The organism is Dyadobacter psychrotolerans, assembly GCF_004349265.1.
Lineage (GTDB): Bacteria > Bacteroidota > Bacteroidia > Cytophagales > Spirosomataceae > Dyadobacter > Dyadobacter psychrotolerans.
Window position 1 is genome coordinate 408,101 of record NZ_SMFL01000001.1, and the last position, 25,606, is coordinate 433,706.

Below are 25,606 nucleotides of genomic sequence, written 5' to 3' on the forward strand. Positions count from 1 at the left end.
AAGAATTTATACATTTTTAAATACAAAAAATGAAGAGGAACAGACTGATTTATCTTTTTCTGGGAATTCTGTTAACCACAAGCGGTTTTGCACAAAAGACTTTATATACCAAGCCAATTGGCTTACAGGCATATACTTTCCGGGGAAGCTGGCCAAACGGAATTGAGGCGACTTTGGATACCATTAAATCCCTGGGTGTCACCGAAATGGAAGGAGGGCCGATTAAAGGAATATCTACCGAAGAACTGCGCAAGCAGCTGGATAAAAGAGGTATAAAAATGGTAAGTATCGGAGCGGACTACAATCAGCTGGCCCAAAGCGCCGACGAGACAATTAAAAACGCTAAGATTCTGGGTGCCAGGTATGTAATGGTTGCGTGGATACCACATGATTCAAAAAGTTTTACTTTGGAAAATGCAAAAAAGGCAGTCGCGGATTTTAACAAAGCCGGCAAAACTTTAAAAGAAAACGGCATTACTTTAACATACCACAATCATGGCTATGAATTTGTGCCTTACGAAGACGGAACGCTCTTTGATTACATTGTAAAAAATACAAATCCTGAATACGTTTCATTTGAAATGGACATTCTCTGGACCGCATTCCCAGGCCAGGATCCGGCTGCTTTACTTACGAAATATGGCAGCAGATGGAAACTTATGCATTTGAAGGATCTGAGGAAAGGTGTTAAGGGAAATCTTTCAGGCGGCACTCCTACCACCAATGATGTGGCCCTGGGAACCGGCTCCATCAACATTCCTGCCGTACTGAAAGCAGCAAAAAAAGCGGGTATCGTTCACTATTTTATCGAAGACGAAAGTCCGTCTTACTTAAAACAAATCCCACAGACGATTGCTTATATCAAGAGTTTAAAGGAATAAAAAAATCAGGGCTGGTTATTAGGTAGACCAGCCCTGATTTTTTATTTAAACTTTACCATCCTGGATTTTGAACAAGGTTTTTGTTCCGGTCCATTTCTGATTGTGGTAAAGGAAAAAAGTAATAAGATTTCTTAAAAACCCGGTTTTCAAATACTTTACGTTTATAAAACTCAGGATCATTTACGCTTTTGCCTCCGTCCACATTCATGCCATAAAACGGACCCGCATCGGTTTGTTCAGCGATTTTCCAACGACGGGTATCGAAATAACGAATATATTCAAACGCCAGCTCTACCTGTCTTTCATTCCTGATCTCCTCCCGCATCTGAGCCTGTGTCAAACCTGCTGCAAGGCCTGGGATACCTGCTCGCTCCCGAATGAGGTTGACGTATTTAAGTATATCGGGATTTGCCGGTTCAACTTCATTGAGCGCTTCTGCATAATTAAGGTAAGTTTCACCCAAACGAAAAAACACCAACGGCCTTCTCGAATAACGGCTGATTCTTGGATTTGAATTTGGATCCACATTTTTTCTTACCAGATACCCCGTTGCAGAATGATCATAGGATCCCGCCTTTCCGGTATTACCTGTGTTAAATAGTTCGACCGTTTTCACACCATCGGATGTATTCATCCATTGACTTCCATTATAAACGACTGAAACATAAAACCTTGGTTCGCGTTTCGTCCACATATTGTAAGTTCCGGCTTTTGTATATTTATCGGCAGAAGCAGAAAATCCTTCTTCAACATAACCCGAACCTGCTTCACTGATGTTTTTGCCATTGGCCATGTGAAATGCATCCACCAGATTCTGCGTAACACCTATGCCGCTCCAACCGCCGCCAAAGCGAGGGGCAGCATGTCGTTCCCAATCCTGCAAGCCATTATCTACACGGGCGAAAATCACTTCGCTGTTCCAGGGCGTTAGCAGCACATTCTGGCATGACAGGTACGGATCAAAAACGCCGGCAGCATCATTTTGTTTGAAGAGCGAAAAGCGGTTGAGATCAATAATTGCTTTCGAAGCATCTGCTGCCTTTTTCCATTTTGTAGCATCATACTGCTGGCTTATCAGCTGTTTTCCATCCGCATTTTTCATGCCGGCCTGATCTGTATTTCCATTATACAACGGACTTGCTGCATATAAAAGCAAACGTGCCTTAACTGCCTTAGTGAAAATTTTTGTCATCCGGCCGTACTCCCGGTCCCCGCTATACCACTCGGGCAGATCAGCCGCGGCTTTGTCAAGTTCTTCAATAATGTAGCTGACACATTCATCATAAGAATTTCTTGGCAACTGAACATCGGTTAATGCCTGATCGGGAGGTATTACTTCATCTCCCTTTAATATGATTACCGGACCATACTGTTTCAGCAAACAAAAGTAAAAATAAGCGCGCAGCGCCCTGGCCTCAGCAGTATATGTTGTGATCAGCTGCTTTCCTTCCGGCAGTCTGAGAATTTCCGCATTCTCTCCTACCCGCTGCATGAAATAGGTCGATGTTCTGATTCCCTGGTAATAATGATTCCAGAAATTAAAGAAATTCGACGTTGGATCCCAACTGCCAATGTTGGCAAAATAGCTGTTGTAACCGCTCCTCGCCCAGGTCATGTCTGCCTCATCGGACATTCCTGCCCAGGGATTTTCGGTCCACTGGTTGGACTCGTCCCTGATGTAGGAATAAGCTCCATATAAATAACGTTCGGTTTCCGTTCTTCTTTGAAAAACCTGATCTATTGTAAGCCTGTCATTCGGAACCTGATTAAGGAAATCTTCACTGCATGATGAAATTCCAAGAATGCCGGCGAGCAGAAAACTAAATATTATTATCTTTCTCATTTTCGTTCGTTGTTTCGGATGTCAGAAATTAAAGTCAATACCTGCATTAAAACTTGTCAGGTTCGGATAAGCAGCTCCGCGACCGTCACCCAGTTCAACATCCCACATTTTAAATTTACTGAATGTCAACACGTTGTAACCCAAAAGATAGATGCGTGAATTTTTAACACCGATAGCCTTAAACCAGTGCTGAGGAAACTTGTAAGCCAGTTCCAGACTTTTAAGCCGCAGGTAACGGCCATTCTGCACCCATCTGGTACTGGTCCGGTAGTTCATGTTTTCATCACCAAAAGTAAGTCGGGGATAAAACGCATCCTGATTGGGATTTTCGGGGGTCCAGCGGTCTGTAATTTCTGATAACAAATTACCACGGTTTCCTCCCTGCTGGAATGGAACAAAGCCCTCTCCGCCCAGCAGGATATCCACATTACCGATTCCCTGGAAGAAACCAGCCAGCGAGAAGTTTTTGTAGCCAAGTGTTAAACCAAAACCATAAACAATCTCCGGAATCGCGCCGAAACCGATCGGCATCTCATCAAACGCGTCGATTTTACCGTCTCCGTTGATATCTTTATATTTAACATCACCCGGCAATACGCTTCCCACCTGGGTCGCATGTGATTTGATTTCTTCTTCGGTTTCGAATAAACCCTCGGCTACCAGGCCAAAGCGCTGACCGATCTTTTTACCTTTTCTTTCCAGCCATGGATATTTCCATGGTGGCAAATCATCTTCGATCACTTTGTTTTTTGCATAGGTAAATGTTCCTCTGATACCAAAATCCAGTTTGCCGATTCTTTTGTTGTATTCCAGTGTTCCGTCAATACCGTGATTTTCAGTAATCCCCAAATTGCCGTATGGATTATTTCTCAGACCAAAAATTGCAGGAAGGGAAGATCGTCTAAGGAAAATTCCGTCGCGCTTTTCTTTAAAGTAATCAAGCTGTAAATAAAGGGCATTGTCAAGCGCTCTGATATCCAGACCCAAGTTGGTCTTCGTAGAAACTTCCCAGCTCACACTCGCCGCATATTCGGCAATATCCAGACCATCTCTTTTATCGTCATATGCCTTACCAAAAGTGTAGGAACTGTTGTTGTTGACGGTTGATATAAATCCAAAACGACGGGAATTATTGGGATCGATGTTGCTGTTCCCCGACTGTCCGTGTGAAAATCTGAACTTAAGAAGCTGAAAAGCATTTGTTAGAGGCTTGAAGAATTTTTCTTCCGACGCTACCCACCCTAAACCGATTGAAGGAAAGAACCCATATCTTCTGGAAGGTTCGAAGTTCTCAGAACCATTGTAACCAAAGTTGAATTCCATTAAATATTTGTCGGCATACGAATACGTCCCGCGTCCGGCTAATCCACGGTTTCTAAAAGGAAGAGATAAGATAAAATCATCGGCAAAACCAGGTATTTTATCTGTTTGGTTGTACAGAACCATTAGTCCGAGTCCATGTTTTTCCCAATTACGGTTGTAATTGATTGAAGTTTCAGTGTAAAACTGCCTGTCTCCTGTGTTCACGCGTGAATAGTTCAAATACTCACTTCCTATTCTTGTCTGGTTATAAATTAAATCTCCCGCGGAGTTACGACCTGTCGCAAGCCAGTTGTCTGATGTTTTCGTACGACTGATATTATGTTGATTAAAAGCATCAAACGAAAATAAGGAAGTGAAGGTCAAACCCTTTGCCCAAAAACCCAGATCCTGAGTTACCCGGATATTTGAAAACAGCTGATTTCTCCATTCCGTCACATAACCGGATTGTGTGAGCTGATCATAAGGATTCTGAACGGAGGAGCCCGCCTGCAAACCTGATATCTTGCCATCCGGATATTTCACAGGATAAATAACCGGCGGAGCCTGCATAGCCGAGCCAAAAATCGTATTGGTTCCTGTTCCCGGAAAATTTCCGTTCATGATGTACCCCTGAATCCCAAGACTCAATTTCGTGGTTTTCGTTACATTCAGATTTACGTTAGAGGTAAAGTTGTAACGATCGGTTTTAATGGCAGAATTGTAATTGGCCAGGCCATCTGTTTTAAAAAGCCCCGTTTCACTAAAATAAGAAGTAGAAATGTAATAGTCCGCATTTTCAGATCCGCCGGTAATGTTAAAATTAACCCGCGTATTTTTTCCCGTTTTGTTAAATATCTCATCCATCCAGTTCACATCCGGATAAAGATAAGGATCCTCTCCGCTTCGTGTTTTATTGATCGCATCCTGAGAGTAAGAAGCCGGATTTCCACGGGTCGTTTTGGCTTCATTTACCATTTCCATGTAAGTACCGCCATCAACAAATTTGGGCAATTTGGTAAATGAGGTTATCCCCTGACTTAAACCAACGTTGATCTGCGGAGTACCTGGTTTACCCTTTTTTGTATTAATCAATATTACGCCGTTTGCTCCTCTCACCCCGTAAACCGCCGTTGCCGATGCGTCTTTCAGGATAGAGAAACTTTCAATATCTTCAGGGTTTATATTGGCAAAATCACGTTGTATACCATCTACCAAAACCAGAGGACTCGTACCGGTAAAAGTCGAAACGCCCCGAACCCATAAGGATGCATTGTCATAACCAGGTTCTCCGCTTCTCTGGACTGAAATAACGCCGGAGATTCTTCCTGCCAAAACTGTGGTAAGGTTTCTCACCGGCTGTTTAAGATCTGCTACCGACACGGTAGACTGTGCGCCAATCGTCGTGATTTTTCTTTGTGTACCAAATCCAACAACCACAACCTCTTCCAGGCCTGCCGCATCTTCTTTCAGCTCGATGTTAAAAGTGGTTTTGTCTCCCACAATTTCTTCTTTTCCCAAATAACCAATAAATGAAAAAACAAGAATATCGCTTTTCTCCACACTGAGTTTAAAAGCGCCGTTTACATCCGTGGTTGCCCCTTTGGTCGTACCTTTTACCGTAACTGCCGCACCCGGTAGTCCTGCACCTTTGCTGTCGCGGACAACGCCTGTCACTTCCTGCAATAAGATCTGTGAGATTTCCGGTTCTAAAAGTTTAACAGCGGAAAGCTGATCATGTAAGGGGCGTCTGGCCTCTCTTTCAATGATAGCGATTTGTCTGCCGTTTATCTTATAGTCCAGATCCGTACTTTGTAGAGCCTGATCCAGAGCAGTCGACACCTTCACGTTGTGCAGATCCAGGTTAATCGGGCGGTTAGACGCCTTTTTTATTAAATCATCTTTATAGAAAATCAGATAGTCTGTTTTCTGCTGGATCTGGTTGAATAAAGCGGACAAATTACCATTCCTGATTTTGACGTCCATGCGGTTTTTTTGAGAATATCCCGTAGCGTGGACACCCATCATTGCGACCCATAACAGTAAAACCGTAAGCTTCATAATTCTGAATAATTTTTGTGGGTTGAATTCTCCCAAAGGGCAATACCCTGAATGGACAAATTTTTTCATAAATTTGAATCGACTTTTGTTGAACACAATTGTTTAAAAATCACTTGCTTGCCGGCAAGTGTGACTTAGCGGAAGACGTTGCCGCGTCTTCCGTTTTCTATTCTTTGGTAGCGCCTTTTTCTAAAATAAACCTCCTTTCCGTTTTGTGATAGCTCAATGAAGTTGTCGTAGAAATTACGTCTAATACATGTTCTATGTTCTCCTGTAAATCAAGCGTTCCCGAAAATGTCTCCTCGCCGACCTCCGCATTCTGCACACTTAGATCGTATTTATAGTATCTCGAAAGCTTCTTAAGAATTTCGTTAAGCGGAGTATTGGTAAATTTGAGGTAACCTTCCTTCCAGGAAATATAATCTTCTACATTCACTCTGGCTATCCGAACACCTTTTGACAATTCGCCATATTCTGCTCTTGTTCCCGGAATCAGAGTGGTCTTTTTTGGACCAAACAATGCATCCTTTTCCGTAGCCAGCTCGATACTTCCCTGGGCCAGTACAGCATAGGACCGGCTATCGTCATCATAAGAACTCACATCAAATTCAGTCCCCAACACCTTTACATTCATATTTTTAGTCTGAACATAAAAGGGATTTTCGGTATCATGAGTGACTGAAAAGTAAGCCTGCCCTTCCAAAAAGACTTGTCTTTTACCATTTTGAAAATCAGAAGAATAAACTAGCTTGGAGCCTGAATTCAGCCATATTTTGGTTCCGTCAGGCAACGTAATTGTAGATCTTTTACCAAAAGGAACAACAAGTGTATTCAGCCCCGGCTTTTGAGCAACAGTAATTTGCCTGGCAATCGTCTGGGAATCCAGGCGGATTACTTCATTTTGATATACAACATCGGAGTTCTCACCTTTCAGATCAATTGTTCGTTTATCATCAAGCAAAAGCTGCGTATCAGCCGAATTAAAAGATACCTGTTTAGCAGCAGCTAGCATTTCCTCTTCCCTATTTGGTTTCAGTTTGCTGTATCCCAAACCAACCAGTACCAAAAGAGCAATTGCAGCAGCTGCCTGATACCAGATTACCCGCCCAAACGGTTTATCCTGTACTGTGTTATCATTTACATGGACGTATTCCAGAATGCGGTTCCAAATCAGCTCTTTTTCCGCGGCCGGCAGGATGTCCTCCTTTAATGTACCAAACAAAAGTCTGGTATTTTCACTCACCTTTTTTTCATCCTCCGGATCATCTGCATGATCATGGTTGCTATCTTTCTGAGCCATTTCTTATCGTGTTTCATACACAAGAGAAGAAAACTCAAATGATATAGACTTCAAAAAAGATTTTTTTTAATAAAAAGAAGAAAATTTATTTAAAACCATAAAAGAAGCAAGACAGTAGTCAGTTCCAGCTTACCGCGAAGTTCTTTCAAAGCACGATAAACAAAGGTTCGGCAGGTGGGGACGGAGATTTGCATAAGGGATGCAATTTCTTCATATTCAAGATTATGGGTAAATTTTAGGTACAGAATTTCACGCTGTCTTTCGGGAAGCTGATTAATTTGGGTAGCCAGCATGTGCAGCATTTCTTTTTGTCTTTCGTCCAGAATAATTTCCTGCTCAATATTGAAAGAAAAGTTGCTGATCGGCAGTGTTTCTTCGGTATTCCAGCCATTCAAGCTCAGCATTGAAGATTTTCTGCTGGCTGCATTCAGTTTTCGTTTATACGATTTGAGAAGATAAAACTTTACATTCACCTCTTTTGCCAATCCGTGCCGGTAATGATGAAGATCTATGAACAGATCATGAATGCAATCTTTCACCTGATCGGTATCACTTGTATAGCGTAATCCAAACGCATACAAAACATCTGCATAGCGGGCGTACAATTTGCTAAACGCAGATTGATTTCCGGAGATAAATTGTTCCCACAAGTCATTATCAGGTTCTTCTAACATCATACAAGCTGACGAGTGTACATCAAAATGGAATTAGTTCGCAGCAATATCAAGGCGCAATGTGAAATATTTGTGCTAATCTATAACAATTAGCATTTAAGTTTTCTGTTTTTGACAAAAAAACTTATTGCTTCGGCCAAAACAACATATGTGCCTCCTCAGTTACCTGATGTGCTATAAAGTACTGAAAGTGAAGAAACAAGAAAGGTAATTCATCCGGCATTGAAGAAATAATATGAATTGTAGGATTATCCCGCGGCAGGTGTGCATCGCTTTATAATATCATTTATATTAGAGCTAACCTTTACATTTTCTATCAAATTTCACTCCCGTCTATGAAACACATTTTCAAAAAAGCAATTTATGCGCTTTTCATTTGTCCAATGCTGCTGAATCAGGCTGATGCCCAGGCAGTGATGGGGTTTGGTCCGGCCGCCGCCAAAAAGGAACTGGACCTTGAAGCTTCTTTTGACAAGCAGCTTCAGGTGAATAATATCAAGGACTGGATGAAAAGAATGACTGCATTCCCTCACCAGCTTGGTTCGGCTTACGGACTTGATAATGCGCTTTTTCTGCGTGATAAACTTATTTCCTGGGGATTTGAAGCGCATCTGGATACTTCTTTTGTCCTTTTCCCTACTCCAAAGGTTCGTATACTGGAAATGACTGGACCCACAAAATTTAAAGCTTCTCTTGCAGAACGGGCGGTGAAAGAGGATGCAACATCCGGTCAGACAAAAGATGTACTTCCTCCCTACCACGCATTTTCGGCGGATGGCGACGTTACGGCGGATCTGGTTTTTGTAAACTATGGTATTCCGGAAGATTATGAAGAACTGGCCAGATTGGGGGTAGACGTTAAAGGAAAAATCGTGATCGCCAAATATGGTAATTCATGGAGGGGAATTAAACCAAAAGTTGCTTACGAACATGGGGCAATCGGCTGTATCATTTATTCCGACCCGAAAGAAGACGGTTTCTTCCAGGGTGAAGTGTATCCGAAAGGTCCGTACAAAAATGATGCAGGTGCCCAGCGCGGCTCGGTGGTGGATCTTCCGCTAGCGCCAGGTGACCCGCTTACAAATGGTTTTGTTGCGGATAAAGATCATAAACGTTTGACCGTTCAGGAAGCACCCAGTATGATGAAAATCCCGGTTTTGCCAATATCTTATGGAGATGCACTTCCTTTACTCAAAGCATTGGGCGGACAGGTTGCTCCGGCTTCATGGCGTGGCGCTTTGCCGATAACGTACCACATCGGCCCCGGACCAGCCAAAGTACATTTGAAACTGGAATTCAACTTTGACATTGTGCCTGCTTACAATGTGATTGCTACAATAAAAGGTTCTGAATTTCCGGATCAGTGGGTTGTACGCGGAAACCACCATGATGCCTGGGTTTTTGGCGCAAGTGATCCTGTGAGCGGTGCGGTGTCCGAACTGGAAGAAGCACGTGTACTGGGAGAATTGTTAAAAACAGGCTGGAAACCAAAACGTACAATTGTTTACTGCTGGTGGGACGGCGAGGAACCGGGTTTATTAGGTTCAACTGAATGGGTAGAAAAATACCAGAAAACATTATCGGCCAACACGGTTGTTTACATCAATACCGATGGCAATGGCCGTGGATTTTTAGGTGCAGGCGGATCGCATACGCTGGAAAAATTTATCAATCAGGTTGGAGCAAGTGTCCCGGATCCTGAACAGGGAGGAACTGTAATTGACCGTCTGCGTTCAAGAATGCTTATCGAAGGAACGCCTGCAATGAAACAGGACGCCAAAACAAGAAGTGACTTAAGAATTGGCGCACTTGGATCGGGATCAGACTACACACCTTTTATCCAGCATTTAGGTATTGCATCCATGAATTTAGGTTTTGGCGGTGAAGACAGTGGCGGCGATTACCATTCTATTTATGATTCCTATGACAATTATGTCCGGTTTAAAGATGGTGATTTCTCCTACGGAATAGCACTGGCAAAAACGGCCGGTCATTCGGTGCTGCGTTTTGCCAACTCGGAAGTTTTGCCATTCGATTTCAGCAATTTCTCAAACACGGTTCAAACGTATGCTACCGAAATCAAACGAGCTCTTGAAACGGTAAGAACGAAAGCGGAAGAGCATAACAAGCTTATAAACGATAACCGTTTCCAGCTGGCAGCAGATCCGAAAAAAGCATTTGTAAAACCGGAACCTATGAAAGTTGCTCCTTATATGAATTTTGCTCCTTTGGAAAATGCATTGGCAACTTTGGAAAAAAGTGCATCGGCTTACACACAGGCAGCCGGGAAAACAGAAAACGTTCCTGCGGCAAATCTGGGCAAGCTGAATGAGATTTTGTACAAAACAGAAAGAACACTTATTAATCAGGAAGGACTGCCCCGTCGGCCATGGTACAAACATCAGATTTATGCTCCTGGCTTTTATACAGGTTATGGAGTAAAAACTTTGCCTATGATCCGCGAGGCCATCGAACAAAAAAACTGGACAGAAGCGGAACAGGGAATTCTGCGTGTGAGCGAAGCTTTAAAATCTTTCACAGCTGAAATTGACAAAGCAACAGCATTGTTGAAATAAATTTTAGAAGGGTTACGAACTGACACATAGTTATTTACAAAATTACTGTAAAAATATTTCGGTCGGCGTGTGACCATTTAGAGTTAAACCAGTCTACATCCTTAGACAAGCTCTATACACGCGGGTACACACATTATATTTAAACGCTTCATCAGCAGATTAAACCGAGCATTCGTTAGCACTTCATCAATACTATTAGCCAACCTGTTTAAGCGGCACCATGCCAATTGAACAGGTTTTTTTATGCTGTAACCAGCAAATACCGTTCAAGTAAGTCAATCAACCACTCATGTACTTTGTATAACATAGTACCTAGTATAACACTTACATTTGTCTTGTTCTTAAACGGGAACAAAATCAAACTCTAAATATTAGCCAGCCATGAAAATCTCAATTAAATCTCTGATCGCAGCAATCGCATTAAGTACCGTTCTTGTTTTTAACGCTTCGGCGAATGACAAAGAAGCAAAAAAAGCAACCGGTTTCGGTACCGGAGTTTACGCCTCCAAATCCGGAAAAATTAACGTAAGCATTGACAAGTTTAACAACAAACCAACCGTAATCCTGCTTGAAAACAGCAGAGGCGAAGTTTTGTACCGTGAAATAACAGGTAAAAATGAAACTAGAGTAAGACGTTCACTCAACATGAGCGACATGCCTTCCGGCGAATACAAACTTCAGATCGTGAGTGGCGGTGAAAAACAAACCAAAACGCTCGAATTGTTTGACAAACAGCCGGAAAGATTAATTTCGATGAAATAAGCGAAGTTTGCTTGATGCGTATTCTGACTTCTTAGCTTCGGACTGTAAAAAAAGAGGATGACTGCTGCAAACAGCGGACATCCTCTTTTCTAATTTATGAGCGTTTAACTCCTGACTACTTTATCTTCTTTAAATCCTCCTCAAAGAACCACATTTACAATACGCTTCGGAACTACAATCACCTTTTTAGGTGTGTTACCTTCCATCCATTTTTGAACTACTTCGTTGGCCAGCACTTCTTTCTCAATATCAGCAGGTGAAGTATCCAATGCAAACGGAAGCGAAATTCGTACTTTACCGTTAATCTGGATAGGATATTCAAAAATAGCTTCAACGATATATTTTGGTTCGAATTTTGGGAAGGCGGCTTTTGAAACCATTCCTTTTTCGTTGCCCAGCGCGTCCCAAAGTTCCTCGGAAATATGCGGAGCATACGGTGAAAGAAGGATAACCAGCTCTTCCAGAACGGCTCTGCTTTGGCATTTCAAACTGCTCAGCTCATTTACACAAACCATAAATGCACTTACCGCTGTGTTGAAAGAAAAATTCTCAATATCTTCTTCAATCTTTTTGATTGTTTTGTGCAGGATTTTCAGTTCTTCCGGTTTTGCAGGAACATCTTTAATCATCCATTGGCCTAAGTCATTGTAGAACAACCGCCAGAATTTCCGAATAAACCGGTACGTTCCGTCGATCCCGTTTGTATTCCAGGGTTTCGCCTGTTCAAGCGGTCCCAGGAACATTTCGTAAAGCCGCAAGGTATCTGCACCATATTTGATTACGATGTCATCCGGATTAACGACATTGAATTTGGATTTGGACATTTTTTCCACTTCCCAGCCACACTGATATTTTCCGTCTTCCAGAATAAACTCGGCGTTTTCTCCTGCAATGTCATTCCGCGTCGCTTTGAATTTCTCAACATCGAGAATATCATTTTCCACAATATTGACATCAACATGCAAAGGCGTAACATCATATTGTGACTTCAAACCCGCACTTACAAAAACCGGTTTGCTATAATTTTCACTTTTAACCCTGTAAACAAAATTACTGCGGCCCTGAATCATCCCCTGATTGATCAGCTTTTTGAAAGGCTCTTCCTCCGGCACAAAACCTCTGTCTTTCAAAAACTTATTCCAAAAACGGCTGTATAACAAGTGTCCCGTTGCATGTTCGGTTCCGCCTATGTACAAATCCACATCTTTCCAGTATTCAATCGCTTCTTTGGACGCAAATTCGTTTTCGTTTTTAGAATCCATATACCGGTACCAATACCAGCTGCTTCCTGCCCAGCCCGGCATTGTGCTCAGTTCGTAGGCATTACCCGATCCATGCGCCCAGCCTTCTGCCCTGCCCAACGGCGGCTCTCCGCTTTCTGTTGGCAAATATTTATCAACCTCGGGTAAGTTCAAAGGCAATTCACTTTCATCCAGCAAATAGGGCAATGGCTGACCGTTGCTGTCATTTTTATAATAAACCGGAACCGGCTCACCCCAGTAACGCTGACGGCCAAAAACCGCATCACGCAAACGGTAATTAATTTTTCCTTTACCAACACCCTTTTCTTCGAGCCACTGGATCAAAGTCTGATTGGCTTCATGGAATGTCATTCCGTTGATCATTCCGGAATTGATGTAACGCCCTTCCTTTGTAGAATCTGCGTGGATATCCGTTTCCTTTTGCGCGTCAAGAATCGGAATAATTGGTAAACCAAAATGTTCTGCAAAATTCCAGTCCCGCTGATCGCCCGAAGGAACCGCCATTACAGCACCTGTCCCATATCCTGCCAAAACATAGTCTGCAATATAAACCGGCACTTTTTCGCCATTTACAGGATTAAGCACATAAGCCCCCGTAAAAGCTCCCGAAACGGTTTTTACATCAGAAACCCTGTCGCGCTCCGATTTCTTTTTTGTTTTATCAAGATATGCATCAATTTCACCGCGTTGTTCAGGCGTTGTAATAACGTCTACCAACTCATGCTCAGGAGCAATCACCATAAATGATACTCCATAAATAGTATCAACACGTGTGGTGAAAACTTCTATAAAATGGGACAAAGAGGAAGATGGGGAGGAAGGGAGGAAGTTATTGTCCGTTTCTCCATTCGATCCATTCTCCCTTTCTTCCTTTTTTTCAACCAATTGAAACTTCACCAGTGCTCCAACCGACCTTCCGATCCAGTTGCGTTGCTGCTCCTTTAATGAATCAGTCCATTCAACGGTATCCAAACCATCCAAAAGACGCTGTGAATATGCTGTGATACGCATCATCCACTGGCGCATCAGTTTTTGGATCACAGGAAAACCACCTCTTTCAGAAACTCCGTCCTTTACCTCATCGTTTGAAAGTACCGAACCCAGTGCAGGACACCAGTTTACGGTCGCATCCGCAACATAAGTCAGGCGGTATTTTAAAGTAATTTTATATTTTTCTTCTTCCGTTAAAGCGTTCCACTTGTCGGCGGTGAAAACCGAAACGTCTTCGTCTGATGGTGCATTAACATTGTTATTACCTTCTTCTTCAAACTTCGCAACCAACGTTTCAATTGCTTCGGCCTGCTTTGTATCGTTATTATACCAGCTGTTAAAAAGCTCCATAAAGATCCACTGTGTCCACTTGTAGTAAGAAGGATCAGAGGTACGGACTTCCCGGCTCCAGTCGTAGCTCAGGCCGAGGTTCTTTAATTGCTCAATATATCGGGTAATATTTTGTTCGGTCGTGATGGCAGGATGCTGACCCGTCTGGATCGCATATTGCTCAGCAGGAAGGCCAAAACTGTCGAAACCCATCGGATGTAAAACGTTGAATCCTTTCAGCCTTTTGTAACGTGAATAGATGTCAGACGCGATATAGCCCAGCGGATGTCCAACATGCAAACCGGCACCGGAAGGATAAGGAAACATATCCAACACATAATACTTAGGAAGTTCAGATTTGTTTTCAACCTTAAAAACACCATTATTTTCCCAAAAATCCTGCCACTTTTTCTCAATATCCCTATGACTATACTCACTCATGATCATTATAATTTATTATCGGTACTTCTCTTTCTATTTGATTATTAACTGGTTATAAAACGAACTATCCGTTTAAAACTATATTCCAAAATAAAGGTCAGTTAAAATCGCCCGCAAAAATAGTTGATTTGCTTGTAATCAGCGTTGTCGGCTCTTACTATAAATTAAAAAGACCTTTTTACGGCCGTGTGGAAAGTAATTCCCAAAGGCAGTAATCCGGTTATGTTATGAACCCGGCACAGCTTTTTAGATTCTTTTATTAACAACTAAAAACCAAATAACATTTAACATTAAAAACTATGAAAAAATTAGTATTTGCACTTTGTGCGCTCGTGATCAGTTTTTCTGCTTCGGCGCAGTATGATCCGGCATTTCGGTTTGGGATAAAGGCTGGCGCAAACCTATCTAACATCAACGGCAGCAACGATTTAACCTTGTCGTCAGGTGGAAATGCCTTCAACTTTAAGGATAATGACAACCGTTCACTTGGTTTTGCAGGCGGTGTGTTTTTTAGATTTGGTAGAAATGTGTACATCCAGCCTGAATTCCTTTTGTCTCAAAAAGGCGGTAAATTCAATGTATTTGAAGACGGCGTTCAAAATTCTGACGGCAAAGTAGATGTAAGATTTTCAAATCTTGATGTTCCCGTTCTTTTCGGGGTGCGAATTGCAAAATTCTTTCGTATTAACGTTGGACCGATGGCGTCTTTAAGATTGTCGGATAACGGAAAAATCGGAGATAGCTTTGATGATGTTACCGGAAATAATTCTCAATCGGAATTTAAAAACCGTCTTGCTTATGGTTACCAGGCAGGTGTAGGTTTCGACTTTGGCAGATTGAGTCTTGATGTTCGATATGAAGGAAATTTTACCGACATTGTAAAGATTAATTTTGATAACGCCACAACCGCCTCTCAGTTTGGCAAGAAAAGCAATCTTTACCAGGCAACGCTTGGATTTGCAATTTTCTGATAAAAATAAAAACATTAAGGACCAGGCGGAGCATATTTTACATAGCTCCGCCTTATTTTTTATCCATTTAAACAGGCCCGTTGAATTTCTGGATCTGTTGATATTTAGCTATATTGCCAGCTTTGGTTCCAGCGCGAGACCCAGATCTTCAAAGTAAACCTGAACTTCCATTTTTTTGCAGTGGCTATAAATACCGATAACGTCAAATTGGTCTTTGGACTAAAATTAAAGCAGCTTCGTCTTGACAAAGGGTTATCGCTCAACGAGCTTTCCCGGAAATCGGGGTTGTCGTTATCCTATATTAATGAGATAGAAAAAGGTAAAAAATATCCCAAATCTGACAAGATCATTGCATTGGCCGCTGCGATGGATACGGACTACGACACCCTGGTTTCGCTTAAACTCAGCAAACGTCTTGAACCAATTTCCGAACTTCTCAGCTCTAACATTCTTACAGAACTCCCGCTCGAACTTTTCGGAATAGACCCTGCAAACCTGTTGGAAATTCTGTCCGATGCGCCTATGAAGATTAGTGCTTTTGTAGGAACGCTCATCGAAATTGCCCGTAATTACAACATGTCTATAGAGAAGTTTTACTTCTCTGCATTGCGGACTTACCAGGAAATGCACGATAATTACTTCGAGGACATCGAACTGGAAGCAGAGCAGTTTCTGACGACTCACCAGGTTGCAGAAGAAATGCTGGTTAATGAGGATTTTTTATCCGGAATATTAACTGAAAAGTACCATTATAAAATTGAACATATCAACGAAAAGGTCAATCCGGAATTTGCCAGCATCAGGTCACTGACCATTCCGGGAGCGCAGGGAAACAGACTATTACTTAATCCACGCCTTTCGTCAGTTCAGCGTCTGTTTATTTACGGCCGTGAACTTGGCTATCATTATCTGAACTTAAAAAACCGGCTTCACACGACAGATCTGGTAGAAGCCGAATCATTTGAGCAATTGCTCAACAACTTTAAAGCTTCGTATTTTGCCAGCGCGGTTATTATAAAAAGAAGTTTACTGGTACCTAAACTCGCTGACTTTTTCGCAGAGAAAACCTGGCAGCCAGAAAAGCTGATCGCCATGATTCGCGAGTTCAACACCACACCTGAATCTTTTTTTTACCGGGTAAGCAATGTGCTGCCTAATTACTTTGGTATTAACCAGATCTTCTTTTCAAGATTTAATAATTTTGCCGGGCAAAATCTGTTCGATATGACGAAGGAGATGCACATTTCCCGAAAACATTATCCGCATACGGTACGTGATGAGCATTATTGCCGGCGTTGGGTAGCTTTAACTGTGTTAAATGATCTTGCCTCATTGGCCAAAAATAAAGAACAGCCACACATGCTTTGCAAAGCACAAAAATCCACTTACCTTGATTCAAAAGACGACTATCTGGTCATCAGTTTTGCGCAGCCGATGGCAACCACGCCCGATCTGAATGTGAGTGTTTCGATGGGTATTTATCTGGATGATGCTACAAAGGAGAAACTTGCATTTTTAAATGATCCGGCGATACCGTCCAGAATTGTGAACCAAACCTGTGAAAGATGTGCTTTGTATGATTGCCGGGAGCGGATAGCTGCGCCTGTTATCTTACAGAAAAAATTTAAAAACGAAGCTTTAAGAAAGGCGCTCAAAAAAATGATCAGATAGTAATATTGGTTATCAATTTACTTTGGCTCAGATACTATAATTGTTTAAGCATTAGAACTAATAACGAACAAAAATATCAGATCGAAACAACTTTTTGCTCGTACCTAAACTAAGTTAAATTAAAAATTCCTTAAAAGTCGTAAATAGAAATAATCCCATTTTGTTCCAATCTATCTTTGCAAAAACTTTAAAATGATGCTATGTCCGGCACTTATGAATTTGAGGATTTTATTTTAAAGCTGTCAACCCCCTTCTATATCATTCTGATTGCTTTGGAAATATTCCTGACCAACAGAACTGAACGGAATAGTTACTCTTTTAAAGATAGTGCAACGAACGCGGCCCTGATGCTTTTTAACGGAGCTGTTGATTTGCTTTTCCGCACCGCTTATGTAGGAATATTGATTTGGTTTTACAATTACCGGGTTATTGAACCGCTTGCGAATCCTTATTTGTACTGGACTGCACTTTTTTTATTGGAAGATCTTGCTTTCTATACTTTACATTACGTCGATCACCACAGCAGGTTATTTTGGGCCGTACATGTTACGCATCATTCCTCCGAACATTTTAACCTGACTACCGGTTTTCGCTCTTCGGTTTTCCAGCCCTTATATCGTTTTATCTATTTTATTCCTCTGGTTTTGCTGGGTTTCAGTCCCGCCGATATCGTAATTATGTATTCTGTCACACAGATTTACGGTATCATTGTTCATACAGAGTACATTCACAAACTTGGCTGGCTTGAATATATTTTTGTGACGCCTTCACATCATCGTGTACATCATGCCAGCAACATTGAGTATCTGGACAAAAACATGGGTATGTGCCTGATAATCTGGGATCGACTTTTCGGGACCTTTCAGGAGGAAATTCCTTCCGTTGCTCCGGTTTACGGTTTAACCAAACAAACTGAAAAAGAAGGTTTAAAAGAAACTATTTTCCACGAATGGGGAGAAATTGGGAAAGATTTCAAACAGCCAATTACATTTTCGACAAAGCTAAAATATCTGCTTAAAGCACCGGGCTGGTCTCCGGACGGATCCAGACAAACAAGTAAGGAGTTACAGAAGAAAATCAGTAGGGAGTGAGATTGTGAAAAGTTAACAGTAAAAAGTTCTGAGTTCACAGTTTGCCTTATACCTTGTATTGCAGCTACTCGCTTACAGCTCATCGCAACCAGCTGATAGCTGGCAGGCTACTTAAATGCGGGAATCCCGGTAATTTCTGCGCCTAAGATTAACAGATGAATATCGTGTGTACCTTCATAAGTGATAACCGATTCGAGGTTCATCATGTGGCGCATCACCGGATAATCACCCGAAATGCCCATCGCTCCAAGAATCTGCCTGGCTTCCCTGGCTACGTTTAGTGCCATCGCGACATTGTTTCGCTTTGCCATAGAAATTTGCGCTATGGTTGCTTTTTCTTCATTCATGAGGACGCCCAGCCGCCATGCGAGCAGTTGCGCTTTTGTAATTTCCGTCAGCATTTCTGCCAGTTTTTTTTGTGTCAACTGAAAGGCGCTGATCGGTTTATCAAACTGGATTCGCTCTCCTGCATATTTTAAAGCGGTTTCATAACAATCCATTGCAGCACCTAACGCACCCCAGGCAATGCCGTATCTTGCTTTGTCGAGACATTGTAAGGCAGCTTTTAGTCCAAGTGCATCCGGCAAAATGTTTTCAGTTGGGATCAGTACGTTATCAAAAACCAATTCTCCGGTGGCACTTGCCCGCAGTGACCATTTATTATGAATTTCAGGAGTTGAGAAACCTTTCATGCCACGCTCTGCAATGACCCCCTGAACACGTCCGTCTTCGTTTCTTGCCCAAACTATGGCAATATCAGCGTAAGGTGCATTGGTTATCCATATCTTCGATCCGTTCAGAAAGTAACCGCCCTGCGTTCTTGTAATTGTCGTTTTCAAACCGCCCGGATTAGAGCCATGATCGGGTTCAGTAAGGCCAAAGCAGCCCAGCATTTCTCCTTTTGCAAGTCCCGGCAGATACTTCCGTTTTTGCTCCTCAGATCCAAATTCGTTAATGGGCCACATCACCAGCGAACTTTGTACGGACACCGCCGATCGCATACCCGAATCTCCCCGCTCAATCTCCTGACACATTAAACCATAACTGATGTAATCCAAACCGCCGCCACCATAAACCTCCGGAATCGTCGGGCCCAGAACACCCAGATCTCCAAACTTTCTGATTAAATGAATAGGGAATTCGGCTCTTTGTGCATAATCGTCAATAACAGGTTTAATTTCTTTATCCGAGAACTCCTTAACGGTTTGGGCGATCAGGAGTTGTTCGGGGGTGAGAAGGTCGGAGATATGGAGAAAGTCGGTTTGCATGGGTCATTTTTTTTAAATTCGGTGGTCAGGAATAACAAATTTGTTACTACTCTATTTGCATTTCGTCTCACATGCTGATAATGATCTTTGGTTTTCAATTTATAACTTAATGCCTAAGATAGCAATTTACAAATACCTCACTTTTTATTTTTTTACAGCAGATTGGTTTGGGAGCGAGCCACCTTACCTGCACGTTAGCAACACAAAAAGGAGAGGAAAATCTGCCAAAATATGGATGGAAACAATGGAATTTTCCGATATTGGAGATTTGAACCAACAGGATCTAAACCTTGTTCAAAAACTGGTAGCCACTAATCAAAACCGTTTGCTAAAATACTGGGAGTCAGTAAAAGCTGGCTATGCTGTAAGCCCATTGATCCTGAATCTCAAAGACAAAAAATAAAAATGGAAAAGCTACAATTCACTACGACCAAACCTGAAAGCTACATTGGACAAAAACCTGTTATTGCTAAAATTGGTTTTCCGTCGAAGAGCATGATTTCCTTGTCATTTGTTGATGGAAGGATATTATCCGCTCCTTTATCCCGCTTCCCATCTATAGGTAACCTAAGTGCAGAACAAAAAAAACAATATACCATAGCCGACGACGACACCATCATTTTCGATCATTGCGATGAGATATACCACATTCAGGATTTTTTCGGTTTGCCAGACGATTACATTTTAAAAAGATAAAGTTACGGTTTGACGTTTATTTCCAAAAAAATAAGCCATTTGATCATTGCTCGCTGATCAGAATTTATTCAAGTTTTGATGCAAAACGCCATATCCGTACCTTTGCCACATTAAAGGATAAATCCCTTTCACATGCAGCAGACACTTCAGTTAACGCTAACTCCTGATATAGCGTTGGACGACGAAAACTTTCGTCAGTATATCATAAAAAAATTACGTTTGCGGGACGGAGATAAACCGGTGATCCGCAGAACGCGCCAATCCATTGATGCCCGCGGCAGGCAGGTTAAAGTGAATGTGCAGGCTGAAATTTATGTCAATGAATTGCCGCCATCACTCATCAGTTTTACCACTGAATATCCTGATGTAAGCAACCGCCCGCATGCAATCATTGTGGGATGCGGCCCAGCGGGCATGTTCGCTGCTTTAAGACTTATCGAACTGGGTATAAAACCTGTTCTTTTTGAAAGAGGCAAAGATGTACGTACGCGCCGACGGGATCTTGCTGCAATTAATAAAGACCATATCGTAAATCCTGAATCAAATTATTGTTTTGGTGAAGGCGGAGCAGGTACCTATTCCGATGGAAAATTATATACACGTTCCAACAAACGAGGGGATATTCGGCGTGTCCTGGAAATTTTCGTTGGCCACGGAGCAAGTGAGCAGATTTTGATCGATACACATCCGCACATTGGCACAAACAAACTGCCGGTTGTGGTGGCTGCCATGCGAGAAAGTATTTTAAAGGCCGGCGGTGAAATTCATTTTGACACGAAAGTTACTGATCTCGTTTTAGAACAAAATATTTTAAAAGGTGTAGTCACCGATGATGCCAAAGAGCACACTGGAATTGGAGTTATTCTGGCAACTGGTCATTCTGCACGAGATATTTACGAATTATTGAATGACAAAAAAATTCTGATCGAGAGCAAATCTTTTGCCATGGGCGTTCGTATCGAACATCCTCAGCGTGTAATCGATCAGATACAATACCATTGTGAAACGGACCGCGGACCTTATCTACCTGCCGCTTCATACAGCCTTGTAACACAAACCCGATACAAAGGTGTGCAGCGTGGTGTTTTTTCCTTTTGCATGTGCCCTGGCGGATTTATCGTCCCTGCGGCAACAGCACCGGGCGAAGTAGTTGTAAATGGCATGTCACCATCCAGGCGTGATTCTGCTTACGCCAATTCGGGAATTGTCGTTGCTGTTGAAGAGGAAGATATTGCTCCGTACAAAGAATTTGGTGCATTGGCTGGATTGCAGTTCCAAAAGGAAATTGAACAAATGGCTTGTAAACTCGCCGGAGCGACACAAACAGCGCCAGCTCAGCTTGTCAACGATTTTGTAAAAATGAAAACTTCGTCGGAATTAAGAGAAACCTCTTATCAGCCCGGGCTTCATGCCGTTAACCTTTACGAAGTATTTCCACCCAATATATCGAATCCGCTTCGGGATGGCCTTGCAGATTTTGGCAGAAAAATGAGAGGATATTTATCCAACGAAGCGCAGCTAATCGGGGTTGAAAGCAGAACTTCATCTCCGGTTCGTATTCCCCGGGAACGTGATTCATGCGAACATCCGGTTGTAAAAGGATTATTTCCCTGCGGCGAAGGAGCCGGTTATGCCGGAGGAATTATGTCTGCCGCAATGGACGGAGAACGTTGTGCGGAACAGCTTGTTAAGTTGTATGCAAGTGTGTAATTTGCAAGTAAAAATATTGATAGTTATTAAAACAGTATCAACTGTTTGATATTTAAAATATCAAACAGTTGCCTATATTTGTAAATGATTAATTCAAATATGAAATCAACTTACAAATCATCGGCTGGCTAAAGTGAACATATACCAATTATAAAATAGCCAATATGGCCTTAGCAGGATCGTTTTCCGCATTTACCGATCAATTAATTAATAACCTGACCTATCCGCTTCCGGGTGAGTCGGCGCATAAGATCATGCAGGCTTCATCCAAACTAAGATTAAGTTTTAAACCTAATAACCGAACACGAAAAAGCGCGGTACTTATTCTTTTTTATCCACACCAGGGAGAGATTTATTTCCCGCTCATCCTAAGGCCCGCTTATGATGGCGTACATTCCGGGCAGGTGGCTTTCCCCGGAGGCAGATATGAACTGACGGATGAAAATTTGATACGCACAGCATTAAGGGAGGCCCAGGAGGAAATTGGGCTTAGACTTACAGATGTACGCATTTTAGGCTGCCTGACGGAGCTTTTCATCCCGCCGAGTAATTTTTATGTGTTGCCTGTTATTGCAACAATGCCCTACCGCCCTGATTTTTATCCTGATGCCCGTGAGGTTGAAGATATTTTCGAAATAACACTGGACGAAATTTCTGATGCCAGCATTATCGGGTCCAGTACACTGCTTATTCGCGGCGAACAGGTGGTCGCTCCGCATTATGAAGTGAACGGTTATAAAATCTGGGGTGCCACAGCAATGATGATCAGCGAATTGCTTACAGTTATTAATGCCACCGATGCAACCGGAAATAGTTAGAAATATGCCCTTTATTTGCTATATTGGCCTTATTTTAAAATAATCCTTACGAAATTCTTCAAGCCGGTTCGTGGTTTTGCAGCCTTTGAATTCTTCGTCGAAGCCGGTGAGAAGACTCGAAAATTTAAATTTACAGAATACTTAAACCCTGGTTCTTCCTTTATTTATGGACGAAAACGGATCTGCACCTGAGGCAGAAGACAGCGAATTACATGAACAATTGCCCATCTCGGGTTTATACGAAAGTTGGTTTCTTGATTATGCATCCTATGTAATCCTTGAACGTGCTGTACCGGCTATTGAAGACGGACTTAAACCCGTTCAACGCAGGATATTACATGCGCTCAACGAAATGGACGACGGCCGGTTCAATAAGGTGGCAAACGTTGTCGGATCATCCATGCAGTATCACCCGCACGGTGACGCTTCGATTTACGATGCGATTGTCAATCTTGGCCAGAAAGAACTCCTTTTTGATACGCAGGGAAACTGGGGTGATATCCGTACAGGTGACGGCGCTGCCGCCGGGCGGTATATCGAAGTACGCCTGTCAAAATTTTCAAGGGAAATTGTTTTTAATGACAACACAACAGAGTGGCAGCTTTCGTATGATGGCCGGAAACGTGAACCGGTTACACTGCCTGTCAAGTTTCCGCTAACGCTTTCCCTGGGTGTAGAAGGTATTGCAGTTGGTTTATCGACTAAAATATTACCCCACAACTTTTGCGAGCTGATTGAAGCATCCATCGATATTCTTCAGAACAAGGATGTCGTGATTTACCCCGATTTCCTTACCGGCGGGCAAATAGATGTTTCCAACTACAACGACGGTCATCGTGGGGGGAAAGTCCGCGTACGCGCAAGGATTGAGGAAGAGGATAAAAAGATGCTCGTAATCAGAGATATCCCTTTCGGAACTACTACTACTTCCCTGATTGAATCCATCGTCAAAGCCAATGATGGCGGTAAGATCAAGATTCGCAAAGTTGTAGATAATACGGCCGCTGACGTAGAAATCCAGGTTCATCTCGCACCGGGCGTATCTCCGGATATAACCATGGATGCACTCTACGCATTCACAGAATGCGAAGTTTCTATTTCTCCCAACGCCTGTATAATCATTGCCGACAAACCACACTTTGTTGGGGTAACCGAAATATTAAAATACAACACCCAGCAGACCGTTCATCTTCTTCAGCGTGAACTGGAAATTAAAAGACTGGCGCTCCTTGAAAAAATTCTTTACGGTTCTCTTGAAAAAATATTTATTGAAAACAGAATTTACCGCGACATTGAAGAATGTGAAACTTTTGAAGCGGTAATCAGGACGATCGATAAAGGACTCGAACCCTATAAACCACAGTTTTACAGGGAGATCACAGACGATGATATCGTTGAATTAACAGAAATCAGGATCAAACGTATTTCCAAATACGATGGCTATAAGGCCGATGAACTGATGAAAAAATGGCAGGATGAACTTGCCGAAACCGAGGATAACCTTGCGCATATCACCCGGTTTGCTATTGATTTCTTCCGGGATCTTTTAAAGAAATATGGTAAAGGCAGAGAGCGGAGAACGGAGATTCGTGCTTTCAATCAAATTGCAGCCAACATAGTAGCAGCCAATAATCAGAAGCTTTATGTTAACCGCGCCGAAGGTTTTATTGGTTACGGTCTAAAAAAAGATGAATACGTGATGGATTGTTCCGACATCGACGACGTGATCGTTTTTAAAGCAGATGGAAAGTGTCTGGTTGTCAAGGTACAGGATAAGGTTTTTGTTGGAAAAGATATTATTTATTGTGCAGTTTTTGTAAAAAATGATGAGCGTAAAGTTTACAACCTTGTTTACCTCGATGGCAAAACAGGTGTATCTTACATCAAACGCTGCCAGATAACCGCAGTTACCCGTGACAGGGAATATGATCTTACCCAAGGAACGCCGAAATCGAAAATCACTTATTTCACGCCTAATGAGAACGGCGAAGCGGAAATCATCACGGTGAATCTTACGGCCCAAAGCAAAGCAAAAGTGAAGCAGTTTGATTTCAACTTTGCAGACCTGCTGATCAAAAACAGAAGTGCGATGGGTAATATTCTTACTAAATATCCGGTTCGCAAACTGACGATGAAACAAGCGGGCCGGTCAACACTGGGTGGCGTCGACATGTGGTTTGATCCGATCATTGGCCGGCTGAACCGGGATGAACGTGGTGAATACCTGGGCAACTTCGGCGCATCCGATAACATCCTGGTTATTTACAAAGACGGGACTTACGAGCTCACCAATTTTGACCTGACCAACCATTATGTTTCAAACGAAGTTTTGCTCGTCAGAAAGTTTGACGCCAAACTTCCGATTACAGCCATTTACTTTGACGGTGGTCAGAAAATACATTTCATCAAGCGATTTAACATAGAAACAACTTCGCTCGATAAAAAATTTCTGTTTATCAGCGATGCCAAGAATAGCAAGCTTCTGCTGGCAAGCACAGACAAACATCCAAGGATTGAAATTTCACTTCCAAAAACTGCACAATCCGATCGGCTGAGCACTGAATATCTCATTGAAGAACTGGTAGACATTCGTGGATGGAAAGCTATGGGCGCGAAATTACCTTATGATAAATTCAAAGAAATCCGCTGGCTGGAACCGCTGGCTGAGCAGCCATCTGAAACAGTAAATGAGATTGAAGAGCAGGTAATTTCGGAGGAAAGCGATTCAACGGACGATTCAGATACCGGAGAAGTTGTAACTGATGAAACCTCAGGTTCTGATGAGCCGGAAGAAGAAGTTGCTCCGTCACAGGATGTAGCAGACGACTCCGAAACAGATCCTGAGCAGGAAAATACGGAGGAAAACAAAACAGCCAAATCAAAAAAGGAAGGCAAAAAGGGAACTGACCCTAAAAGTCAGCTAGGCCTTTTTGAATAAAAGAATAAAACTCTTTCGTATTTA

At 42.3% G+C, this 25,606-nt stretch carries 17 protein-coding genes; 11 read left to right on the forward strand and 6 right to left on the reverse strand.

The genetic code is table 11. The features are described 5' to 3' along the window. Nucleotides 1–29 precede the first annotated feature (29 nt). The gene (locus tag E0F88_RS01800) at nucleotides 30–881 is read left to right on the forward strand and encodes a sugar phosphate isomerase/epimerase family protein (RefSeq protein ID WP_131956070.1); all 852 of its coding nucleotides are present in this window, start codon (nucleotides 30–32) and stop codon (nucleotides 879–881) included. A gap of 52 nt (nucleotides 882–933) precedes the next feature. Here the strand turns inward: E0F88_RS01800 and E0F88_RS01805 are convergent, their stop codons facing one another. The 4 genes from E0F88_RS01805 to E0F88_RS01820 all read right to left on the reverse strand — a co-directional run bounded on the left by E0F88_RS01805 (nucleotide 934) and on the right by E0F88_RS01820 (nucleotide 8,061). Beyond that, nucleotides 934–2,724 carry a RagB/SusD family nutrient uptake outer membrane protein gene (locus tag E0F88_RS01805; protein WP_131956072.1) on the reverse strand — a complete coding sequence of 597 codons (1,791 nt, stop codon included), beginning with the start codon at nucleotides 2,722–2,724 and terminating at the stop codon, nucleotides 934–936. Between the two features lie 21 nt (nucleotides 2,725–2,745). Continuing rightward, nucleotides 2,746–6,153, reverse strand: coding sequence for a TonB-dependent receptor (locus E0F88_RS01810; RefSeq protein WP_131956074.1), 3,408 nt, complete (start codon nucleotides 6,151–6,153; stop codon nucleotides 2,746–2,748). A gap of 97 nt (nucleotides 6,154–6,250) precedes the next feature. Beyond that, on the reverse strand, nucleotides 6,251–7,384 hold the full coding sequence (locus tag E0F88_RS01815) for a FecR family protein (RefSeq protein ID WP_131956076.1): 1,134 nt from the start codon (nucleotides 7,382–7,384) through the stop codon (nucleotides 6,251–6,253). An 89-nt stretch (nucleotides 7,385–7,473) separates the two neighbouring features. Then, nucleotides 7,474–8,061 carry an RNA polymerase sigma factor gene (locus tag E0F88_RS01820; RefSeq protein WP_131956078.1) on the reverse strand — a complete coding sequence of 196 codons (588 nt, stop codon included), beginning with the start codon at nucleotides 8,059–8,061 and terminating at the stop codon, nucleotides 7,474–7,476. Between the two features lie 332 nt (nucleotides 8,062–8,393). Here E0F88_RS01820 and E0F88_RS01825 point away from each other — a divergent pair, with 332 nt between their 5' ends. Together E0F88_RS01825 and E0F88_RS01830 are read left to right on the forward strand one after the other, a co-directional pair. Further along, on the forward strand, nucleotides 8,394–10,634 hold the full coding sequence (locus tag E0F88_RS01825) for a M28 family metallopeptidase (RefSeq protein WP_131956080.1): 2,241 nt from the start codon (nucleotides 8,394–8,396) through the stop codon (nucleotides 10,632–10,634). Nucleotides 10,635–11,015: 381 nt separating this feature from the next. Next, nucleotides 11,016–11,396, forward strand: coding sequence for a T9SS type A sorting domain-containing protein (locus tag E0F88_RS01830; RefSeq protein ID WP_131956082.1), 381 nt, complete (start codon nucleotides 11,016–11,018; stop codon nucleotides 11,394–11,396). 140 nt (nucleotides 11,397–11,536) lie between these two features. Here the strand turns inward: E0F88_RS01830 and leuS are convergent, their stop codons facing one another. Next, nucleotides 11,537–14,419: a leucine--tRNA ligase gene (leuS, locus tag E0F88_RS01835; protein WP_131956084.1), complete on the reverse strand. Its 2,883-nt coding sequence runs from the start codon at nucleotides 14,417–14,419 to the stop codon at nucleotides 11,537–11,539. 299 nt (nucleotides 14,420–14,718) lie between these two features. On the opposite strand from leuS, the gene E0F88_RS01840 reads away from it, so the two are divergent. From E0F88_RS01840 to E0F88_RS01850, 3 genes are all read left to right on the forward strand, one after another. Then, a complete protein-coding gene (locus E0F88_RS01840) occupies nucleotides 14,719–15,390 on the forward strand; it encodes a porin family protein (protein ID WP_131956086.1) in 672 nt (223 codons plus the stop codon). A 180-nt stretch (nucleotides 15,391–15,570) separates the two neighbouring features. Then, the gene (locus E0F88_RS01845) at nucleotides 15,571–17,061 is read left to right on the forward strand and encodes a helix-turn-helix domain-containing protein (protein ID WP_131956088.1); all 1,491 of its coding nucleotides are present in this window, start codon (nucleotides 15,571–15,573) and stop codon (nucleotides 17,059–17,061) included. Between the two features lie 200 nt (nucleotides 17,062–17,261). Further along, nucleotides 17,262–18,152 (forward strand): sterol desaturase family protein, encoded by an 891-nt coding sequence (locus E0F88_RS01850; RefSeq protein ID WP_131956090.1) that lies wholly within the window; start codon nucleotides 17,262–17,264, stop codon nucleotides 18,150–18,152. A 107-nt stretch (nucleotides 18,153–18,259) separates the two neighbouring features. Here the strand turns inward: E0F88_RS01850 and E0F88_RS01855 are convergent, their stop codons facing one another. Further along, nucleotides 18,260–19,420, reverse strand: a complete 1,161-nt coding sequence (locus E0F88_RS01855) for an acyl-CoA dehydrogenase family protein (protein WP_131956092.1) — start codon at nucleotides 19,418–19,420, stop codon at nucleotides 18,260–18,262. Between the two features lie 109 nt (nucleotides 19,421–19,529). Here E0F88_RS01855 and E0F88_RS01860 point away from each other — a divergent pair, with 109 nt between their 5' ends. From E0F88_RS01860 to E0F88_RS01880, 5 genes are all read left to right on the forward strand, one after another. Further along, nucleotides 19,530–19,823, forward strand: a complete 294-nt coding sequence (locus E0F88_RS01860; protein WP_131956094.1) for a DUF4160 domain-containing protein — start codon at nucleotides 19,530–19,532, stop codon at nucleotides 19,821–19,823. 2 nt (nucleotides 19,824–19,825) lie between these two features. Continuing rightward, the gene (locus E0F88_RS01865; protein WP_131956096.1) at nucleotides 19,826–20,116 is read left to right on the forward strand and encodes a DUF2442 domain-containing protein; all 291 of its coding nucleotides are present in this window, start codon (nucleotides 19,826–19,828) and stop codon (nucleotides 20,114–20,116) included. 132 nt (nucleotides 20,117–20,248) lie between these two features. Further along, complete coding sequence (locus E0F88_RS01870; RefSeq protein ID WP_131956098.1) at nucleotides 20,249–21,826, forward strand: NAD(P)/FAD-dependent oxidoreductase; 1,578 nt, start codon at nucleotides 20,249–20,251, stop codon at nucleotides 21,824–21,826. 164 nt (nucleotides 21,827–21,990) lie between these two features. Then, the gene (locus E0F88_RS01875) at nucleotides 21,991–22,644 is read left to right on the forward strand and encodes an NUDIX hydrolase (protein ID WP_131956100.1); all 654 of its coding nucleotides are present in this window, start codon (nucleotides 21,991–21,993) and stop codon (nucleotides 22,642–22,644) included. 166 nt (nucleotides 22,645–22,810) lie between these two features. Beyond that, complete coding sequence (locus tag E0F88_RS01880; RefSeq protein ID WP_131956102.1) at nucleotides 22,811–25,582, forward strand: DNA gyrase/topoisomerase IV subunit A; 2,772 nt, start codon at nucleotides 22,811–22,813, stop codon at nucleotides 25,580–25,582. Nucleotides 25,583–25,606: the final 24 nt, after the last annotated feature.

Coding starts and splice junctions, on each gene's coding strand:
- E0F88_RS01800 (WP_131956070.1), top strand. CDS start 30: ATGAAGAGGAACAGACTGATTTATCTTTTTCTGGGAATTCTGTTAACC.
- E0F88_RS01805 (WP_131956072.1), bottom strand. CDS start 2,724: ATGAGAAAGATAATAATATTTAGTTTTCTGCTCGCCGGCATTCTTGGA.
- E0F88_RS01810 (WP_131956074.1), bottom strand. CDS start 6,153: ATGAAAAAATTTGTCCATTCAGGGTATTGCCCTTTGGGAGAATTCAAC.
- E0F88_RS01815 (WP_131956076.1), bottom strand. CDS start 7,384: ATGGCTCAGAAAGATAGCAACCATGATCATGCAGATGATCCGGAGGAT.
- E0F88_RS01820 (WP_131956078.1), bottom strand. CDS start 8,061: ATGATGTTAGAAGAACCTGATAATGACTTGTGGGAACAATTTATCTCC.
- E0F88_RS01825 (WP_131956080.1), top strand. CDS start 8,394: ATGAAACACATTTTCAAAAAAGCAATTTATGCGCTTTTCATTTGTCCA.
- E0F88_RS01830 (WP_131956082.1), top strand. CDS start 11,016: ATGAAAATCTCAATTAAATCTCTGATCGCAGCAATCGCATTAAGTACC.
- leuS (WP_131956084.1), bottom strand. CDS start 14,419: ATGAGTGAGTATAGTCATAGGGATATTGAGAAAAAGTGGCAGGATTTT.
- E0F88_RS01840 (WP_131956086.1), top strand. CDS start 14,719: ATGAAAAAATTAGTATTTGCACTTTGTGCGCTCGTGATCAGTTTTTCT.
- E0F88_RS01850 (WP_131956090.1), top strand. CDS start 17,262: ATGTCCGGCACTTATGAATTTGAGGATTTTATTTTAAAGCTGTCAACC.
- E0F88_RS01855 (WP_131956092.1), bottom strand. CDS start 19,420: ATGCAAACCGACTTTCTCCATATCTCCGACCTTCTCACCCCCGAACAA.
- E0F88_RS01860 (WP_131956094.1), top strand. CDS start 19,530: ATGCCTAAGATAGCAATTTACAAATACCTCACTTTTTATTTTTTTACA.
- E0F88_RS01865 (WP_131956096.1), top strand. CDS start 19,826: ATGGAAAAGCTACAATTCACTACGACCAAACCTGAAAGCTACATTGGA.
- E0F88_RS01870 (WP_131956098.1), top strand. CDS start 20,249: ATGCAGCAGACACTTCAGTTAACGCTAACTCCTGATATAGCGTTGGAC.
- E0F88_RS01875 (WP_131956100.1), top strand. CDS start 21,991: ATGGCCTTAGCAGGATCGTTTTCCGCATTTACCGATCAATTAATTAAT.
- E0F88_RS01880 (WP_131956102.1), top strand. CDS start 22,811: ATGGACGAAAACGGATCTGCACCTGAGGCAGAAGACAGCGAATTACAT.